Below are 19824 nucleotides of genomic sequence, written 5' to 3' on the forward strand. Positions count from 1 at the left end.
ACATTTATTTTATCTATTCCGGCTTGTATCTGTTCACGATCTCCTGCATAATATCCCACTTCTTCTCCATATCGGAAAGTAGCTTAAATTGTGTACGGCATCGATCCAGGTTCTGTCCCTCCCAGTCTGTTTTGAAATAGTGATCTCCCTCCAGATAATCCGTCAGAAAGCGGATCCCGCATTCATAGGTCATAACCTTCGCACCCATAGGCAGCAGTTCTATTTCTTTTGGAGTCAGCTTATCGCCGCAACTCTCCAGAAAACCTTTTACATAGATCTCATACAATCCCATATCACAGGAAACCTTGCTGAGATCCTTTTCGTCTTCCAGCGCTGTGCTGGCACCAAAACGGATCGCATCTCCAAAATCATCCATAGCCAGTCCCGGCATGACTGTATCCAGGTCCACCACGCAGATACCTTTTCCTGTGAAAATATCAATCATTACATTATTAAGCTTCGTATCATTATGTGTCACTCTTAAAGGAATCTCACCCTTCTGTAAAAATTCTCCGAAAATCCCCGCCAGTTCCTCATGCTGCATGGCAAAATCAATCTCGTCCTGAACCTTTTCCGCCCGCCGGAAGCTGTCACATTCCACCGCTTTCTTCAATGTCTGAAACCGTTTTTTCGTATCATGAAATCCTTTGATAGTCTCATGCAGCGTCTCCGCCGGGTAATCCGCCAGCATTTCCTGAAACCTTCCAAAAGCAACTGCACTTTCGTAAAAATCCTCCGGTTTTTCCACAAGATCATAGCTTACTGCATCCGTGATAAAAATATAGGCTCTCCAGCATTCGCCATCCGCATCCTGCAGGTAGTTTTTTCCCTCTTTTGTGGGAATCAGGTTCAGAACCTCCCGTTCCGGATCTCCGTCATTCTCTATGATCTTCTTTTTCAGATGCTCCGTCACTCCGCTGATATTTTCCATCAGTTCGTCCGGATTCTGAAATATTTCCAGATTGATCTTCTGCAGGATCACCTTTATGGAACCCATGTTTCCGATCCTATAACGCAAAAGCCAGGTTCCGTTAATATGGCCACTTCCGCAGGGACTCCAGGAAACGAGCTCTCCTGTAAAATCAAACTGCCCTGCGATCTTCCTGATCTTCTCTTCTGATATACAACTCATTTTATCTTCTCTTTGCTGTGTTTATTTTTTCCGTTTCAGAACTCTTGTCTGCAATGGTGCCATATTCTCACTTTCTATTCCATAAAGAACTTCAAAATCTTCCGGCACAGAAACTGTTCTTGTTTCCCTTGCAAAATTCTGAACAAATAGGTACTCGATATCCTCTGTTTCTCTTGTTGTCACAGAAACTCCTTCTGGCACAAATGCAAGCGGCACCTGAATCTTTGCCTCATCAGCCACACGTCCAAGGAAATCCTCATAAAAAGCAGCTTCCATATCTGCCGCAACATAATAAATATGACCTTTTCCGTAATTTCTGTGTGTCAGGACCGGATAGCCCTGGTAAAAATCTTCACCGTAGCGCATCAGCACCTCTGCATCGGAAACCTTCGCAAGCTCACAGAGATTTTTGCAGGTGTAGGTTCCTGTAATACCAAGATGATTTCCGGTTTCCGGAATGCCATGATTCTCTTCCCAGTCATAAAGTGCATCGATCTCCTCTGTCCGGATACCTGCTGCTTCTGTGAGACCATGAGGCGTTCCTTCAAGATAACATTTGTCTGTATCATCCACAAGCCCGGACCAGTAAGAAAGCACCAATGTGCCGCCATTTTGGGCAAACGTACGAAGTTTTTCGGCATAGCCGTGATGGAACATATAGGCCATAGGTGCTGTCACCAGCTTATAATCCCACAATTCATGTTCCATTGAAATGATATCCGTGTTGCAGCCTTTTCTTCTGAGGGCACGGTACTGTTTCTGAACATTTTCCTGATAGTGCATATCTTCATTTCGTGGTCCCTGTGCATCCTTTAACGCCCAGTCATTCTCCCTGTCATAGAGAACCGCCGCCTGTGACCAGATCTCGCTTCCTAAGGTTTCCCGGATCTGCTCCAGTGCCTCGCCGACCTCTGTCACTTCACGGAAAACACGGGTATCGTCCCCGCCATAATGGTCTATCACTGCACCATGGAATTTCTCCGATGCGCCCTGGCTCTGACGAAGCTGGAAATACAGTACACTGTCTGATCCATGCGCCACAGCCTGAAGGGAAGCCGCCAGATGCATTCCCGGTTTTTTCAGTTTGTTGATCGGCTTCCAGTTCGTGGCAGACGGACAGGACTCCATAAGCAAAAACGGTGCTTTTTTTATGCTCCGCATAAGATCATGCTGCATTCCTGCATCAATTGCAGTTGCATACTCTTCTTTTTTGTGCCATCCCGGATAGTTATCCCAGGATACGATATCCAGGATATCCCGGAATTTTTTGTAATCAAGTCCGTCGTAGTCGTACATCAGATTGGCTGTCACCGGAAGCATGGAGCCACCGGCACGGATCGCTGCTGTTTCATGCTTAATAAAATCAGCAGTCCGGTCCGTAACAAAACGCTTCCAGTCCAGAGTCAGTGCATGAAGTGCATTTTCCCCCTTTGGAGACGGGCTCTCGATCTGGTCAAAGCTGTTGTAGGTATGGCTCCAGAAAGTCGTACACCAGCTGGAATTTAAATTCTCGATCGTCTTATATTTCTCTTTCAGCCACCTGCGGAATTCTGCCTGGCATAGCGGGCAGTGACACTCTCCTCCAAATTCATTGGAAATATGCCACATAAGCACTGCCGGATGTTTTCCGAAACGCTCGGAAAGTCTCTTATCGATCTCAAAAACCTTTTCGCGGTATACCGGAGATGTATAGCAGTGATTATGTCTTCCGCCAAAAAATCTTCTCGTCCGATCTGCATCCATACGAAGAACCTCTTCGTATTTATCTGCCATCCATTTCGGCCTGGCACCGGACGGAGTTGCAAGGATCGTGTGAATTCCTTCTTTATAAAGATTGTTGATGATCTCCTCCAGCCAGTCGAAATTATACTTTCCCTCCTCCGGCTCAAGCACCGCCCAGGAAAAAACCCCTACAGATACTGTATTGATATGTGCTTTCTTAAAATATTCGATATCTTTTTTCAGAATGTCCGGTCTGTCCAGCCACTGCTCGGGATTATAATCACCGCCATGCAGAAAATGGTCATATCTGATCTGCTTTGCCATTTTTTCTATCTCCTTATGATTTATAGCCTTTCTATACTTATTTCAACTTCGTAAAAAAGGATGCTGAATGATCCATTTGAAGCATATTATACAATACACCTGCATGTTTCGATAGCATCCTTTTTTTAATTAAAGTTTATTTGTTACTGTTCACTTTGTGAACAGTAACACTTATTTAACCGCACCGGTAATACCTTCTGCGAACTGTTTCTGTAATACAAAGAATACAATCATCGTCGGAATGGAACAGAACAGTACGCCGCACATCAGCATACCATAATCTGTCACATAACCGGTGATCAGATTGGCAATGAGCATTGGCATGGTCATCGCATCATTATCTGTCATGATTACCTTCGGCCACAGATAGGAGTTCCAGGCATTCATGAATGTGATAACTGCTGCTGCCGCGTAGGTAGACTTCATGGTCGGGATAAACATCTGGAAAAAGATCCTTACCTCGCTCAGACCGTCAATACGTGCAGCCTCAATGATATCGACCGGAAATGATCTCGCGTTCTGACGGAACATCATGATCATGAACGGTGTGGAAATGATCGGAAGGATAAAACCAACCGCTGTATTCAGAAGCCCTGCTTTGGAGAACATCTTAAATAACGGTACCATTGTGGCAACCTGCGGAACCATCATTGCAAGAAGCAGAATGGAGAACAGTCTGTCCTTCCATCTGTCATGGTATACCTCGAATCCATAACCTGCGATAGAGCAGATCAGAAGACAGATAACCGTAGTCAGAAGTGCATAGAACAGAGAATTTCCAAGTGCTCTCCACAGCGGCTGCTGTGCAGTCAGATTCTTGAAGTTCTGCATGAAATATGTGCCTGGAAGAAGCTTACCGCGGGATACATCTGTGGATGTATTGGTTGCAGCGGAGATCATCCAGTACAACGGGAATACAGAGATAAATGATACGATGATCAGAAAAATATATGTAGGGATCAATCTTCTCTGAATCGCAGATTTGTTCTTTTTCTCAGTCACGTGTATCACCTACTTTCAAGTTAATAAATGCCAGAATCGCTACCATGATAAATATGATAAATGACATTGCTGCCGCATATCCGAAGTTCGGCACATTGATAAAGCATGTGTTGTAAACATAGTGGGACATTGTGATCGTGCTGTTTGCCGGGCCACCCTTTGTCAGGTTGACAGACTCATCAAACAGCTGTAATGTTCCATTGATAGACATAATAAATGTCATAATGATCGTCGGTTTCAGAAGCGGCACTGTGATCTTCCAGAAGGTCTTCCAGCCGTTGGCTCCGTCGATCTTGGCCGCCTCGTATACAGAATATTCAATATTCTGAAGACCTGCCAGATAGAATACCATGTTATAACCTGTCCATCTCCAGATCAGCGCTATGATGATAACGATCTTCGCACTTGTGGAGTTACCCAGGAAGTTATAGCCTGTTGACAGAATTCCAAGCTTGATCAGAAGACTGTTGATCAGACCATCTGTTGCAAACATGGAACGGAAGATCAGGGAATAAGATACAAGAGATGTCGCACATGGAAGGAATACGCATGTACGGAAAAATCCTTTGAATTTCAGATCTTTGTTATTCAGAAGCTGTGCAAGCAGGATCGCAAGGACCAGCATGATCGGCACCTGGATAATAAGATACAGAAATGTATTGACAATGGACTGCTGGAATACCTTATCCATCATAATACGTTTATAGTTACTGAAGATCGGATCCGCAAACCTCATGTTTGCTCCGGCACCTGTCTGTAAAGAAATGATAAATGCGCGGATCATCGGATAGAAACTCATGATAGCGATCATGATCGTAGCCGGTGCCAGAAATATCCAGCCGGCTACTCTCTGTTTCGCCAGCAGAGTCATACCTTTTTTATTGGAATTCACAGGAACTCCCCCTTTCAAGCTTTAAGTCCTTTACATAAGACAAGGGACTGCATGCAGTCCCCTGCTCTGTATTTACTTATTCATTTCAAGATAAACTTTAAAATTACTCTGTCATCTTAAATGCCAGTGTATCCTGTGCTTCCTGAAGTGCAGATTCCTTGTCTGCTCCGTTTACGATATTAACAACAGCTGTGTTGATGCACTCTCTTGCCTCATAGTGGTACGGAGTCTTTGTGAATTCCGGAATATGGGAAGAATACTCTACAATTGTTGAGAAGATCGGCTGGTTGTTAAAGAACTCGTTTGGCTCATTGTAAACATCAGACTCACCAGCTGGCAGGTAGCAGGAAATCGCTCCTGTCTCCGGAAGGATCGCATCATAGAAATCTGTGCTGGAACCAAATGTGCTGGCAAGGAAGTCCTCTGCAAGCTCTACATTCTTGCAGTTGGATGTGATGTACCAGGAAGATCCGCCGTTGTTTGCATAGTTTACTGCACTGTCAACGCCGTCTACTTTCGGCATTGTTGTGATCTGCCACAGACCCTTCTGATCCTCTGTTCCCATCAGTGTAGCTGTGATCCAGTTACCATTAACAATACCGGCAGCCTCACCGCTTGTAATTGTGGAGATATACTCATCCCAGTTATTTACAAGCTTAACAACGTCGTTCTTTACAAGATCTACATAAAGATCTACACATTTCTCAGCTACATCATTACCTACGATATAAGCCTCTCCGTCATCATTTACGAAATTTGCTCCACAGGATTGGATCATCATCATCAGAGTATCGCCGCCTGTTGCCTCACTTGTGAGAAGATATTTGCCGGTTTTCTCATGGATGTCCTTACCGATCTCCATGAATTTGCTCCATGTGATATCTGTCAGATCATCAATTGTATAGCCTGCCTCATCCAGGATATCTGTACGGTAGCATGCGATAACAGCACCATTATCAAACGGCACACCGTAATGTGTATCATCTACCATGGAATAGGACTGTTTCAGTTTTCCGAAATCATCCCAGTTGATATCCATATCTTTCAGATCTGTGAAAGCGTCCGGATAGCTCTTCAGATATTTCTGATAGCTGTTGTCCTGCATCAGTACGATATCAGGAAGTGTGCTGTAATCACCTGCGTTAGCTGCTGTGGTAAGCTTGGTCTGGCAGTCATCAGAGGATGTCTCGATAACGTCAACCTTGAATCCCTCGTGATCCTTTGCATACTGCTCTCCTGCAATATTCATGGATTTGATATTAAAGTTCTGGTCCCATGCCCATACTGTCAGAGTATTATCATCGTCACCCTTTGCAGCGTAAACTGCTGTTGTTGTTGCTGCAAAAGACATTGCCATGATACCTGTCATTAAAACTGCGAGTAATTTTTTCTTCATTTACTTATCCTCCTTTTAAGCTCTTTCCGTTTGCTTGTAAAAGGATTATAGCATTCATATACCCCCTATAGTTTGCATAACCGTTCATATAATGTGCATTTTCAACCATTTTATGTGTTTTGCACTATTTTTGAAGCTTATCAGGCCATTTTTTATACATTTTTCGTGTTTCCCTGTTTTCCTTCGTCAATCTGTCAAAGAAAAGCCTTCTGTTTTGACATTTTATTAACATTTATTCGTCAAAAGAGAAGGGTTTTGTCTCTATTTCATAAACTTTCATTCTGTTTTTTATGTAATTTTCACAAAGTTTTTAATGTTTTATGCAAAATAAACCTTTTCCGGAAACTGTGTCTTCATTGTATGCAGCATTTCCTCGGTAAGATCAAGAAGAAGTTTGATCTTATGACCATCCTCCTTAATGATCATCGTATAATACGGCACATCCTCCTCATAGGAAGTATAATCATATTTTTTCAACTTCTCTGTTCCGGTGTTTTTCTTGTATTTTGCTACTTTTTCATGCCAGTGTGGTGCCGTCACTTCCATGTTCTCAAGCTTCAGCACATGTGCTGTCTTACGATATTTTTTCCCGTAAATGACGTCAATGGTCAGTTCACCATTCTCCATCGTATATTCATAATCTCTCTGGCTGAAAACATCATACACAAAATACAAAAGAGCCAGAAGAAATCCGGCCAGCATAAATGCCTGCGAGATCACAATACCAAGCAGCACAAAAAACACCGCAAAAATGATCATGATCTTTCGCAGAAACCCTGACATATGTTTCGGTTTTCGGGAGACCTGCTCCACGATTCTGTAGTCGTACATTTTTTCCTCTTTCTACCAGCCTTCTTCTGAATGAATATCAAATTTCAGAAGCTGCTGCTCATAATTTTCCGGACGTTTCCTCCATTCCAGAGGTGTCATTCCTGTGATCTGCCTGAAATTCCGGTTAAATGTGGAGTTGGTCGTAAATCCGCATTTATGCGCGATATCCGCAATGGGCTGATCGGTTTTTTTCAGGTATTCGCAGGCAGCCTGAATCCTTATCGTATTGATGTACTCCAACGGACTCATCTTCATATATGAGGTAAACATCCTGCGAAGATGTGTTTCGCTGATATGACAGAATTCAGCCAGCTCATCAATTCGCAGATCCTCCATATAATGATCGGAAATATAATCCTGGCATCTTGATATTACATCCGTGACTTTTCCCTTGTCCTCACTGTACTTCTCTTCACCGGAAATTCGGTTGATCCTTGCTGTCTCCACGAGAAGCGATGCCAGAATCCCCTTCGCCTCTTCCAGATAAAATTCCTCTCCGTAACGCATAATGTCCATGATTTTCAGAATCTTATCCGCCATGGATTTGTGCTCCGCTTCTTTCAGAAAAAGTGCTCTGGAATTGATACGCTGAACTATTTTTTCTTTTTTTACAGAATTGCTGATGAACTGATCCAGGAATCCCTCCACATCGACAAAAAGATATTCCCATCTGCTTATAGTTCCCAGATCGCTGATCGTTGTATGAGGATAGTTCGGCGGAATCAACGTAAATTCCCTGTCATGAAAACGCACCTCGTCTTCTCCAAGTACCAGCATTCCCTGACCTTCATAGCAGAAACCAATCTCAAGATAATTATGAAAATGCAGGTAATCTACATCATTTCCATAATTCTGTACCCACTTCTGTCCAAGCAGTGGAAGAATCGGACTCCCCTCCGGCATCTTGTAATACCGAAGCTCCATTTTGGGTTTTCTTTTTTTTGCCAAAAATATTCCTCCCGTGTTTCTCTGTCTTCGATTCTTCCTGTTATCTTACATCCACGGAAGGAAAAAAGCAACCTGTCTCTTATTTCTTCTCGTCCAGAAGGATAACTCCCTGTGCCGGATTCTTATCGATTGCTCCGACGACCGGATGCGGAACATACATTTCCTCCAGGTATGCGACATCTTCTGCTGACAATCTGACCTTCAATGCCTCTGCCGCATCATCCAGATATCTCGTCTTCGTAGCTCCGACGATCGGTGCTGTGACGCCTTTTGCCCACTGCCATGCAAGAGCGATCTGAGACATTTGGCAATTGTGTTTCTCAGAGAGCTCCTGTACACGCTTTACGATCTGCATATCCTGCTGCTCCATACGGTCATATTTTCCGACTGCAACCCGGTCAGTCTTTCCTCTTAAAGAGTCGGATCCCCACTGTGGTCTTGCCAGATGACCTGCTGCAAGCGGACTGTACGGCATTCTGGAAACATCCATCTGATTGCAGATTGGGATCAGTTCCCGCTCATCCTCACGATAAAGCAGATTATAATGATCTTCCATTGTGGAAAACTGTGTCCAGCCATGATCTCTGGCTGCAAGCTGCATATTATAGAACTGATAGCCATACATCGCTGATGCTCCCAGTGCGCGTACCTTTCCAGCCTTCACCAGATCATGCAATGCTTCCATGGTCTCCTCGATCGATGTCTCATAATCAAATCTGTGAATAATGTACAGATCCAGATAGTCTGTTCCAAGACGTTTCAGACTTCCGTCAATCTCCCGCATGATCGCTTTTCTAGAAAGACGCCCCTCATTAAAATAAACCTTGGAAGCGACCACGACCTTATCTCTGGCTATATTTTTTTTCAGTGCACGCCCCAGATATTCCTCGCTGGTTCCGGCAGAATATCCATTCGCTGTATCAAAAAAATTGATTCCCAGCTCCAGTGCATGACGGATCACATGCTCGCTTTCATTCTCATCCAGAGTCCAGTCATGCATGGTTCCGGCCTTGCCGAAGCTCATACAGCCTACACATATTTTTGATACTTCTATATCTGTGTTTCCAAGCTTTGCGTATTTCATAACGAATCCTCCTGTTTCAGATACAGGCTTACCTGTATATTATATATTTTTATGCTTATTGTAAAGGATTCTTTTTTGTATGTAAAATACTTCATTTTTATGGATTTTCATGCTTTTAAGGCATGGATTGTCTGTCTTTTATATATATTCTCTTCAGCACATTTTTGTCTGCACGCCTGGAGGCTCTGATCCGTTTCGTTGCCTCGATTCCGTTCATGACTGGCATCTGCATATCCATAAACACAGCAAAATATTCATTAATTTCCGACTGTTCGAATTTTTCAACAGCAATTTTTCCATTCTCAGCTAGTTCAACACTGAGTCCGATACTCTGCAGCAATTCCATCGCAATTTCAGCGTTCAGAGCATTATCCTCCACAAGAAGAACCTTTTTGCCCTTAAACTCCTCACTTACCTGATCCTGTTCCTCTTTTGGACTCATGACCAGCTCTCGTTCTCTTATGGATGGTTCATCAAAAGGAATCTCTACGATAAACGTGGAGCCCTTTCCCAGTTCACTTTCCACCTGCAGCGTTCCCCGCATCAGCTCTGTAAAACCTTTGACAACTGACATTCCAAGGCCGGTACCTTCGGTTGCTGAGATCTGGCTGTCCTCTGCTCTGCTGTAATCCTCACAGATATGCTGGAGATACTCCGGTGTCATGCCGATTCCGTTATCTGTACAGGTGAAGCGGTAACGGTTATCCGGAAGTGCCTCCAGTGTCACTTCGATCTTTCCACCGATATCTGCTGAAAATGCCAGTCTCTGCTCTTTCTTTTCTGCCAGCGGCAGCAGAATCTCCATGCTGTCCTTCATACATTCTTCAGGATTAAACGGCTTATGGATCAGTTCAATATGACCATGCTCCAGCTGATTTACATCCAGAATGGAATTGATCATCGTCAGAGGATAGTTACCTTCTGTTGTGATATTTTCCAGCGCATCATCCAGTTCTGAATTTATTCTCATCTTGATCCCCAGAGTCGATCCTGAAACGATATCAACGCTGAATCTGTTCTGTGTATCATCTCTGGCAAGCTTCTGCGCCGTGTAGCTCATCAGCAGTGCACCATCAATTTTTTCATTCATGATTCCCTGCACGCATTGCTCTGTCCCTGTCATGAGAACAGTCTCTGCATTTGGCCACACAGAAGAAATGATCTCCTTCATTGCGATCGTATCTTCCAGCACTCCGATCCTGTTCATTTTTCCGGAAGATCCTCTTCTGTGCAGAACAGACACGGTGGTAGTCAGATAAGGCTCTGTTATCTGTTTCAATAAAACTTTTTATTTCTCTAGTAGATATGGGGATTACTCCCCATACCCCTATTTAAAACCGTACGTGCGCCATTAACGCATACGGCTTTTCGCTCTATATTTCATACTCTATCTATAAAACAAACTTACTTTGATACTTGGTTCGAGTAACGGAAATGTCCTAAGTAAACCATTAAAGAAAGTACCCAGCGTGTAACTTCTTTTCTGACTTCTCCGATTGAGCCATTTAAACAATAACCATTTTGTTTGCGTCAGAAAGTTCTTCACTTCCTTTGTATTGTCGGTCACTCCATAATACTGGTAGTGTCCCCGCAGTTTCGCATTGACTGTTTTGAATATCTGCTCTAATGGCATTGTTCTGTGAATCTTTATCCATTCTTTCATTGCCTTGATTTTGCTACGGAACTTCTTCTTACTGGTCTTCACCCTACAACGGAAAAACTGCTTCTTTCCGTCCATTCCGCAATAAAACGTGAAACCAAGGAAGTCAAAAGTATCTGGTTTTCTTTCTCCTCTTGCTTTTCGGTTTTGCCTGGCAAACCTCCCAAATTCCAAAATCTTCGTCTTTTCCTCTGCCAGTTCCAGTCCATATTTCCTAAAGCGCTCTTCCAACCTCTGCCTGAATACCTGCGCTTCATATTGGTTCTGGAAACAACAGACAAAGTCATCACAATAGCGGATCAGATAACATTCGCCTTTACACTGTCTCCTTACGATTACATCAAACCAGTTATCCAGTACATAATGCAGATAGATGTTTGCAAGTACTGGACTTGCTCCGTTTCCTTGTGACGTTCCGCGTTCGCTGTTAAGCAATTTACCATTTTCCATGATTCCTGCTTTCAGAAACTTCTCGATTATCTCAAGAAATCTTCTATCTGCTATGTCATGTGACAGCATCTTCATCAGCCATTCATGGTCTACATTATCAAAGAATCCTCTGATATCTGCTTCCACTACATAGTTCGTCTTCCTATACTGCACCATCTCTATGATTTCTCTTACTGCCTGATGGCAGTTTCTGTTTGGGCGGGAACCAAAGCTTTCATTATAAAATTTCGGTTCATAAATCTGCTCCAGTATCTGTGCAATCGCATTTTCCACCAGCTTATCCTCATAACACGAGATTCCCAGTGGTCTCATTTTACCTTTTGTTTCTTTTGGGATATAGACTCGCCTTATTGGATTCGGTCGATAACTTCCACTTTTCATTCGTTTTACAAGATTCGCGAGGTTTTCCTCAAGATTCTGTTCATAATCTCCTTTTGTCACCTTATCAATTCCGTACGCTTTTCTTTTATCCATTGTTTTATGGATTGCTCTTAGCGTATCTTCATTGATATAGGATGCAAGATTTTGAACCTTTCTGTCAGTTCTGTTTGCTTTTGCGATATTGTACTGTATTCCAAGTAACTCGTTTACCATGTTCATCAGCTCTCTTTCGTCTGCATAGTCTCTTATCACTTGAAGCTATAAAGTGCACAGCCCTTTTCTCCATCTGTTTTCACAAACTTCTTCGATACTATGGCTGTGTCGGACTTCCTGCCACTCATTTGGATTCCTAACGCATTTCTTTGTTTTGGTTTCCATACCTCTTTTGAGGGAATGACAGGATCTCAGCTGTTCCGATAGCATACTTATCAGCAACCTCGCCAAGCTCTCAGACTGGGGGATGCCACCATAACCTCACCATAGCGGTTATAGCAGTGTTGTCTGCTGTGAAAAAGAACACATCGACCATTTCCCACCTCATACTAATTTCCCAGCTCAATCACTTCACTTCCGTTTTGGCTCTGTTGCTCCCTGTCCTACGCTTAAACCTGGTGTTACCACTTCGGCTCCAAGGACTCGGTACAGGCGGTTGGTTAGACCTTACCTGATAGGCTTTTCCTACTGTATTGTTATCAGCTTACCAAAGCTTGCAGAATTTCTTCCGCTCGCTAGGGGAAATCAGCTATGCTGATTTCGCAGCTCGCACATATAAAACAGTATAACATAAAATAAAAGTGACATGGTGGACTGATTGAAATGCTTCTTAATTTTTGCTACTAATGATTGATTAAATGATAAGGAGATGGGATACGATGAGAACAATATTTGCAGAATACAATCCACAACGAAACAGCATTGACATTTATACAAATGTTGGCTATATGCTTCGCATTGACTGCTGGGAAGCCGAAAAGGATTTAAAAACCACACCCGGATCAGACTGTGCATTGACTTCACTTGCAGTCGATGAACCACTTGAATATGCGAGATTATATCTTGAGGGCAATTTACAGATGTGGGTAGATACAGAAGATTCATTAGAGTTATAAAATGCAAGCAGCCTGTATGCTTCATTACACACAGGCTGCTTAATCAAATTTATTATAATTGATGAAAAATCGGTTGCATTTTGTCAAAAGTACAAAACTTTTTGAAACCAAGTGTTTTTAATTCCTGTTATGATACTGAGGATATCCCAGCAATACTTGCTATCCCTGATACCTTATTCTTTCTACCAGCGTTTCCTTTTTCAGATTACTGCTTAAAACGCAGGAAAGCACAATCTGCAAAAGGCTGACCAGCAAAATCATAGCAAGAATTGGTGTAATTGGAACATGATAGACATTCATTCCAAATATCCCATTATGCTTTGCATAGGCAAAGAGCACGTAGCCAAGTGGCAGACCAACGACAAGGGCTACACATATGGTGCCAACCGTAAAAATCAGTCCCTGTAACTGCAGACATAAATTTAATTGTTTATTTGTCATACCCACAGCCTGTAATACACCATATTCCTGCTTTTTTGTCGTAATACTCATGATCATGGTGTTTGCCATATTCATAAAACCGATGAATCCTACAACCGCCATAAACAGATAACAGCCAAGCTTCATCGTGCGAGCTGAGAATTCTGCAGATTGTAACTGCGCATGATAAGTATCCATTTTTATATGCGAAGTATTAGAAATCAATGTATTCAGATTTTGCTCCACAGATGCCACATCTTTTTTGTCACAGTCCACCCACAGATAGCCATAGGCTGTTCCTCTCGGATTCATGGAACGGTATACGCCTTCCGGAATGACAAGGTAAGTGTCCGCACTTACAAAGGATCCTGCAATCTTTCCCTGATAGGTATAGGTTCCACTTCCATTCTCAAAGTCAAATGCAATGGATTCACCCGGAGCATATCCATCTTGTTCCATCCACATCGACCAACCAAAGAAAATTTCACCATTCTTTACCGCCTGATCATAGTCCATAGAGCCAATATCCCCGTCCTGGCGCATAAAATCAAAATCCTTTTTACTCACAACAGCAGCCGGAAATCTTGTTCCGTTCAGATTTACAGAGACAATCTCTCTCGTCATGACATCTGTCACTCCCGGAATGCTTTTGATTTCTTCAATCAGCGAATCATTCAATGGATCATCCGTCAGAATCGTATCCAGATTATTCTCCGGATATCTTTCATCATACTCAGCAGAATAGTCAAGCTGCAGTTCAAATTGTCCATGATTAACGGAAAGACGTGCTTCATGCTCCGTGTCAATATTTCCCACATAATTAGAAATAATCACAAACAATGCGCAGGAAAGCCCCAGTGTGAGGATGGTACCAATGGTTCTTTTTTGGTTACCCATTACATTTGCCATTGCCATAGAAAACACGGTGACATTTTTTCTGCCATTTCGTTTTCCTTTTTTGTGTGTTTCTGCATTTTCTAAATACCGTGTTGCTTCGATAGGTGAAATCCGTGAAACAATTTTCATTGGTTTACGCAGTGCCAAAGCAACGGTAAGAAATGATACGAAAATACATAGAAGCATAACAGGCAGGGAAAACAGTGACACCTGCTGATTTTGGACTCCCATAGAGTCAGTTCCGGTTGATACAAGATTCCCCTGTTCTACCAGCCAGTTAAAACCGCATTTTGCAATCAGAAAGCCCAGAAGCAATCCAACCGGTATTGAAAAAATTGTCAAAAAAATGCCCTCTCTGAAGATCAGTTGTTTCATCTGCTTTTTTGTTGCTCCCAGAGCCTTGATTTTTCCATACTCCTGTATCTTGTTGGCAATACCGACCTGAAAAATATTATAAATGACCACAACAGAGAAAAGTACAATTGCAAGAATCAAAACCCCGCATACCGCAATCGTTTCATAACTCGGCTGCAAGACCCATTGCAAATAGAGATCATTGACTATAACGTTTTTTTCTTCGATCCCACAAGCTGCTGCAATCTGCTTTATAACCGAATCAATATTATTCATAGATACATTTGCAGAATCATTTAAAGTAAAATAAATATTATACTGTCTGTCATTCTCTGCGACGTGCTCATCATAAAACTCCTGTGACCCGAAAGCAACATAAGATGCCTCGATGGTATACTCATCCCGATCATATAGGATTCCGCTGACAACAAATTCTTCCGGCTTATATTCTGACTGCATCCCTGCGCGGTAATCCAGTGTAACCGTATCTCCGATCTTTACATCACCATACCCCATTGCACGAAAAAATGCTCTTCCTGCGGCAATTTCCTGCATTTTTTCCGGATACTTTCCTTCCTTCAACTCATATTCTTTATTATAAGGAAGCATTTTTCTTGCAGTCTCATCCATGCAGACAAACCCACCTTTTTCATTGCCTTTTATGATACCTTCGGTGCACATAGTGCCTGTAGCATCTATTTCCGCACGGCGGTTTACTTCTTTTAACTGCGATCCGTCTGCGGAAACAAACAGACCATAATTGCTTCCATATGATCCTGCCGCCTGACTTTTCTGTAAATGAATTACCCCATTTCCCACAGTACTGATGATAACAAGCAGCATCGTGGTCAGACAGATTGCCATCATGATCAGTATACTTCTTGTCCTGTTCCTTTTGTCATTGCTATATGCAATCCTGCTTATTGTCTTCATCTGAAATCCACCACCTGTCCGTCCTCAATCACCAGAATACGGTCAGCGACCTGTGCAATTTCGTCATCATGGGTAATCATTACAATTGTCTGTCCATATTTTTTTGCTGTCATCTTAAGCAGAGCGATTACCTCATCACTGGTCTTAGAATCAAGATTTCCTGTCGGCTCATCTGCAAATATAATTTCCGGACGATTCACCAGTGCTCTTGCAATTGCTACTCTCTGCTGCTGTCCTCCGGATAACTGATTTGGCAGATTATAAATCCGGTTTTCAATCCCCAGAGTTGCAATAATATCATTTACATACGCTTCATCCACTTTTCTTCCATCCAGCCCCAGTGGCAGTACAATATTTTCCCAGACATTAACAGATGAAACCAGATTAAATGCCTGAAAAACAAATCCGATTTTTCTTCTGCGGAAAACAGCAAGGGCATCTTCCTTCATCCTGTATAAATCTTTCCCTGCTAAAGTAACACTGCCTTTTGTCGGGGTGTCTAGCCCTCCAAGCATATGAAGTAATGTACTTTTACCGGAACCTGACTTTCCAACAATTGCGACAAATTCTCCCTGCTCAATCTGAATGTCCACCTGATTGACCGCTTTGACCTGATTCTCACCTGCGCCATAAAACTTACAAAGCTGCTTGGTTTCTAATATCACACTCATGTGTTGCCTCCTTTTCAATTCTGTAAAGCGTACCTTTTCAGCACGCTTTCTTTGCCTGTTTATATATTTGGTCATTTTTCAACCTACATCCAAATTGTATCAGGACAATCTTTCATTTCACTTTCAAAAAACGAGCAGAAATCTTACAGAATTGTAAGATTTCTGCTCACTTAAAATTTAACCAACATATGGTAATTGAATCACAAACGTGCTTCCTTTTTTCTTTTTGCCGGAGGTTACCGTAATCGTACCTGCGTGTTTTTCAATAATTTCTCTCGATAGAAAAAGTCCGATTCCTGTACCACTCTTTTCCATGACCTCCTTGGAACTTCCTCTGTAAAATCGTTGAAAAATTTTGTGATACTCATTCTGCGGAATACCAATTCCCTGATCCTCAATTTCCATTCTTACAAGATCGTTTCTTTTTTGTAACCGGATAAATATTTTTGAACCACACGGACTGTACTTGACCGCATTATCCAGAACGTTGATAAAAGCTTCACCAAGCCACCTTTTATCCTGCATAATCGTGCATGTTTCCAGCTCTTTTTCATAGTCAAAAACGAATTCAATTTCTTTCTCATCCGCTTTAGGATAAGTGCGGTTCACAGCAGATATGACAGTATCCATAAGCGGAAGTTTTTTCTTATTAATCTGAATCAGTCCAGTTTCCATCTTGGATATTTCAAGAAGCGACTGCAATAATGTCTCCAGTCCATCCAGAGCACTCCGACAACGGATACGAAACTCCTCCTGTTCTGTGGCACTTAAGTCGTTCTGCATCAGCACACTAAAACATGTATCCAAAGCTGCAACCGGTGTCTTTAGCTGGTGAGAAATATCAGAAACCATTTCTTTCGTGTTCTCCTTTTCTGCCCTTGCTTCTTCCTTTATCAACTGAATATGATGTCCGATTGCTTCAAGCTGGTCATTCAATTTTTCCAGTTCTGCATGATTTTCCGTTTTCAGTAAATCATCAAATTTATTTTCACGGAATCTGATCAGAATTTCTTCCAACTGGTCTAAAATTTTCTGATGACACGCATCTTCTTTTTTCTTCCAATAAAGTAAAAAAGTCAAAAGAAGCACGCATATCACAGTGCTTACAGCACCGGTCACCATAACCTGATGCCGGAATTGCGAATAAAATGCATTCCCTTTATTCCCCCAGTATCCATATTGCTCCAATAATCGCCTTCCCTGTTCGTTAGTTTCAATATCCTTATCCTTAAGCAATTCCGAAACAGCATCCAGCCCGGAAAATTCTTCCTTTGCAGCAATCTCTGTCATAAGATTCATTTTATATTTATAATCTTCATAAAACACATACGTGGTAAAGCAATTTAATATTGCAAACAATAATATGACAGGTAATACCAAGGAGAGCACTACTGTAATCTTCTTGCAATATCTCTTTGTCACCGCCTTACCTCCTGATTCCATATATACCCAAGACCTCTGATATTCTTTATATAGACCGGTGCAGCCGGATTGTCTTCGATTTTCTCACGGAGTCTTCTGATATTGACAGCGATTGTATTTTCATCCACAAAATCCCCTTCCAGATCAAACACATTTTCCAATATTTGTGTTTTTGAAAGAATCTGTTTCGGATTCTGAAGAAAAAAAGTCAGCATTTTCAACTCCGTTTTTGTCAGACTGATTTCACGACTCTTTATCAGGACTTTCATTTCTCCTGCGATAAATACGATATCTCCCGAAATCATCTTTCCGGCTTCCGTTTTCTCCTGTCTGCGGCGGAAATGTGCTTCTATTTTCAAAAGAAGTACCGAAAGACTAAACGGCTTTGTAATATAATCATCTGCCCCTGCTTCATATCCCATCACCTGATCCATCTCCTGATCTAGTGCTGTAAGACAAATAATGTATGTATTATAATTGTATCTCATCCACCTTACAAATTCCAGTCCATTCCCATCCGGAAGATTCACATCACAAATGGTAACATCCACATTATTATCACTTGCAATTCTTTTCGCTTTTTTCACTGATTCTGCTGAAAAAACCTCATATCCGGATTTTTTCAGTGAGAATGTAATTCCACGATTTAAATTTTCATCATCTTCAACCACGAGTATACCTGGCATAGCATATGCACCTCTCTTTATTAACTATATATATTTAATATCAGAGTACTGCTTCTTCAATTCTCTCATCGTTTGTATCTCCAAAAGATAAAACAATGGAACTATCGTCAGCACTGTTATCCTCTGAAAGGAGTCGTCAAATATGCTTTTGCTTTTTCAATGCCGGAAGTGTGGCAAGTTCTTCTGTCGGAGTAAGCATTATACAGCGTCTGTTTCCAATATATGCTGTGTGAAAATCATAACTCCCTGCAATATAAACAGGCAAAGAATCCTGATGATTCCCTGCTTCATATTTTATAAAAATTCCGAATACGCTTGTAAGGATATTTCTTATTCCCCTTTTAACTTAATTTCTTTCATTTTAACATACTTCCATATAATGTACAAATTGATTTCATAATTGTATGCCATGAAATATCAGCAGCGTAAGAATAATTTTTTTGATATGTTTTCCATAAATTTTCCATAACAGAACTTATTTCTATTTCATCAAATATTTCTCTTCTATCCCCAGAGTTTATCTGCTCCAATGTTCCACGTTTTCTTGCAGTTGCCACAAGTGCATTCCATAAAACTTGCTTTTTGAGTTGTTCTCCATGCAACTTTTGTAAAATATAAATATCATAAAAATCTCTCATTCGTGTATTTGTAACGTTTCGGCTAATAACAGTTTCCAGTTTTTCAGCCAATACCGTTTCCAGATTATATGCCCATACCTCGATTGTGCGATTTTCAAGCATAAGATTAAAGTTGTACTTGATTTCTCTTGGTGTAATGATATCTCCTGTAGAAATATCAATCTTTAATGGTGTGATTACTCCATCAAATTTTGTTTCCATGCTTACACGAACACCCGGATAATCTGCTTCTTCCATGATTTCTGATATCCGTTTGATCCGAAACAAGACACCATCGTTCAGAGGGATTGATATAATTTTGGATATAATCATCTCTACATCCTCCACACTGACATTAGTGCCTTTTATGGTAGCATCCAGATCCATAGTAGCTCTGGCATCCAGACCGACCATTGCCGCCACCAGCATCCCACCTTTTAATATAAACTGATTTTTATACTCTGATAAAGAAATTCGTTCTTAAAAACGTTCCATCATATAATTCCGCATCAAAATCTGTGCATCTGCGGATTTTTTCTTTGACAGATTACGAACCAAATCCTTTAATTGTCTTGCCGTTGTTATCATCTAAAGTAACACCTCCAAATATGGTCTTAGTATCTTTTCAACATGGAACATAGCTGCGTATTTCATAAGCATTCGTAAGTTTTTATCCTTACGTTTCGCATATTGCTTTAATGCATCTTGGAATACCTGCATTTCAATATTTTTCCTGCTGCGAAGCAGATCGCAAATCGTTCTCTCCATATCATAAACCGGAACTGAATGTCCAAATGATGTCAGCATAGTTGTGACCCCTATTTCATGTAAATCCTTTTTTACTGTATACACTTGAAAACCGTCTTCCTGCAAACGGCTTGGATTATATCCAG

The 19824-nt window shown here is 41.6% G+C and carries 16 protein-coding genes and 1 pseudogene; 1 reads left to right on the forward strand and 16 read right to left on the reverse strand.

The features are described from left to right. Positions 1-13: 13 nt before the first annotated feature. The 10 genes from WMO28_RS01900 to ltrA all read right to left on the reverse strand — a co-directional run bounded on the left by WMO28_RS01900 (position 14) and on the right by ltrA (position 12035). Positions 14-1132 (reverse strand): phosphotransferase enzyme family protein, encoded by a 1119-nt coding sequence (locus WMO28_RS01900; RefSeq protein WP_349055888.1) that lies wholly within the window; start codon positions 1130-1132, stop codon positions 14-16. Between the two features lie 21 nt (positions 1133-1153). Next, positions 1154-3178, reverse strand: coding sequence for a beta-galactosidase (locus WMO28_RS01905; RefSeq protein ID WP_349055889.1), 2025 nt, complete (start codon positions 3176-3178; stop codon positions 1154-1156). 171 nt (positions 3179-3349) lie between these two features. Continuing rightward, positions 3350-4180 carry a carbohydrate ABC transporter permease gene (locus WMO28_RS01910; RefSeq protein ID WP_349055890.1) on the reverse strand — a complete coding sequence of 277 codons (831 nt, stop codon included), beginning with the start codon at positions 4178-4180 and terminating at the stop codon, positions 3350-3352. Then, entirely contained in the window at positions 4173-5072 is a 900-nt protein-coding gene (locus WMO28_RS01915; RefSeq protein WP_349055891.1) for a carbohydrate ABC transporter permease, read from the reverse strand. The genes WMO28_RS01910 and WMO28_RS01915 overlap by 8 nt, the downstream gene beginning before the upstream one ends. 103 nt (positions 5073-5175) lie before the next feature. Beyond that, positions 5176-6468: an ABC transporter substrate-binding protein gene (locus WMO28_RS01920; protein ID WP_349055892.1), complete on the reverse strand. Its 1293-nt coding sequence runs from the start codon at positions 6466-6468 to the stop codon at positions 5176-5178. 318 nt (positions 6469-6786) lie between these two features. After that, complete coding sequence (locus tag WMO28_RS01925) at positions 6787-7299, reverse strand: DUF6106 family protein (protein WP_349055893.1); 513 nt, start codon at positions 7297-7299, stop codon at positions 6787-6789. Between the two features lie 12 nt (positions 7300-7311). Beyond that, a complete protein-coding gene (locus tag WMO28_RS01930) occupies positions 7312-8247 on the reverse strand; it encodes a helix-turn-helix domain-containing protein (RefSeq protein WP_349055894.1) in 936 nt (311 codons plus the stop codon). 79 nt (positions 8248-8326) lie between these two features. After that, on the reverse strand, positions 8327-9331 hold the full coding sequence (locus WMO28_RS01935; RefSeq protein ID WP_178643867.1) for an aldo/keto reductase: 1005 nt from the start codon (positions 9329-9331) through the stop codon (positions 8327-8329). Between the two features lie 115 nt (positions 9332-9446). Continuing rightward, positions 9447-10538, reverse strand: coding sequence for an ATP-binding response regulator (locus tag WMO28_RS01940; protein ID WP_349055895.1), 1092 nt, complete (start codon positions 10536-10538; stop codon positions 9447-9449). Positions 10539-10718: 180 nt separating this feature from the next. After that, positions 10719-12035, reverse strand: coding sequence for a group II intron reverse transcriptase/maturase (gene ltrA / locus WMO28_RS01945; protein WP_349055896.1), 1317 nt, complete (start codon positions 12033-12035; stop codon positions 10719-10721). A gap of 659 nt (positions 12036-12694) precedes the next feature. On the opposite strand from ltrA, the gene WMO28_RS01950 reads away from it, so the two are divergent. Next, entirely contained in the window at positions 12695-12931 is a 237-nt protein-coding gene (locus WMO28_RS01950) for a DUF6061 family protein (protein WP_117824044.1), read from the forward strand. A 159-nt stretch (positions 12932-13090) separates the two neighbouring features. On the opposite strand, the gene WMO28_RS01955 is transcribed toward WMO28_RS01950, so the two are convergent. The 6 genes and pseudogenes from WMO28_RS01955 to WMO28_RS01980 form a co-directional block, all read right to left on the reverse strand. After that, positions 13091-15535 (reverse strand): ABC transporter permease, encoded by a 2445-nt coding sequence (locus tag WMO28_RS01955; protein ID WP_349055897.1) that lies wholly within the window; start codon positions 15533-15535, stop codon positions 13091-13093. After that, positions 15532-16206 carry an ABC transporter ATP-binding protein gene (locus tag WMO28_RS01960; protein WP_006426335.1) on the reverse strand — a complete coding sequence of 225 codons (675 nt, stop codon included), beginning with the start codon at positions 16204-16206 and terminating at the stop codon, positions 15532-15534. Before WMO28_RS01960 ends, WMO28_RS01955 begins: the two co-directional genes overlap by 4 nt. A 177-nt stretch (positions 16207-16383) precedes the next feature. Then, entirely contained in the window at positions 16384-17649 is a 1266-nt protein-coding gene (locus WMO28_RS01965) for a sensor histidine kinase (protein WP_349055899.1), read from the reverse strand. After that, positions 17625-18314, reverse strand: coding sequence for a response regulator transcription factor (locus WMO28_RS01970; protein ID WP_349055900.1), 690 nt, complete (start codon positions 18312-18314; stop codon positions 17625-17627). The genes WMO28_RS01965 and WMO28_RS01970 overlap by 25 nt, the downstream gene beginning before the upstream one ends. Positions 18315-18670: 356 nt before the next feature. Beyond that, positions 18671-19519 (reverse strand): annotated as a pseudogene (locus WMO28_RS01975) (nucleotidyl transferase AbiEii/AbiGii toxin family protein). After that, positions 19520-19824: type IV toxin-antitoxin system AbiEi family antitoxin domain-containing protein (locus WMO28_RS01980; RefSeq protein ID WP_435375646.1), on the reverse strand; the 305-nt coding region annotated here is incomplete at its 5' end.

Origin of the sequence: Blautia aquisgranensis (genome assembly GCF_040096615.1) — a bacterium.
GTDB classification, from domain to species: domain Bacteria; phylum Bacillota; class Clostridia; order Lachnospirales; family Lachnospiraceae; genus Blautia_A; species Blautia_A aquisgranensis.

Coding starts and splice junctions, on each gene's coding strand:
- WMO28_RS01935 (WP_178643867.1), bottom strand. CDS start 9,331: ATGAAATACGCAAAGCTTGGAAACACAGATATAGAAGTATCAAAAATA.
- WMO28_RS01900 (WP_349055888.1), bottom strand. CDS start 1,132: ATGAGTTGTATATCAGAAGAGAAGATCAGGAAGATCGCAGGGCAGTTT.
- WMO28_RS01920 (WP_349055892.1), bottom strand. CDS start 6,468: ATGAAGAAAAAATTACTCGCAGTTTTAATGACAGGTATCATGGCAATG.
- WMO28_RS01950 (WP_117824044.1), top strand. CDS start 12,695: ATGAGAACAATATTTGCAGAATACAATCCACAACGAAACAGCATTGAC.
- WMO28_RS01970 (WP_349055900.1), bottom strand. CDS start 18,314: ATGCCAGGTATACTCGTGGTTGAAGATGATGAAAATTTAAATCGTGGA.
- WMO28_RS01960 (WP_006426335.1), bottom strand. CDS start 16,206: ATGAGTGTGATATTAGAAACCAAGCAGCTTTGTAAGTTTTATGGCGCA.
- WMO28_RS01940 (WP_349055895.1), bottom strand. CDS start 10,538: ATGAACAGGATCGGAGTGCTGGAAGATACGATCGCAATGAAGGAGATC.
- WMO28_RS01905 (WP_349055889.1), bottom strand. CDS start 3,178: ATGGCAAAGCAGATCAGATATGACCATTTTCTGCATGGCGGTGATTAT.
- ltrA (WP_349055896.1), bottom strand. CDS start 12,035: ATGGTAAACGAGTTACTTGGAATACAGTACAATATCGCAAAAGCAAAC.
- WMO28_RS01955 (WP_349055897.1), bottom strand. CDS start 15,535: ATGAAGACAATAAGCAGGATTGCATATAGCAATGACAAAAGGAACAGG.
- WMO28_RS01925 (WP_349055893.1), bottom strand. CDS start 7,299: ATGTACGACTACAGAATCGTGGAGCAGGTCTCCCGAAAACCGAAACAT.
- WMO28_RS01965 (WP_349055899.1), bottom strand. CDS start 17,649: ATGGAATCAGGAGGTAAGGCGGTGACAAAGAGATATTGCAAGAAGATT.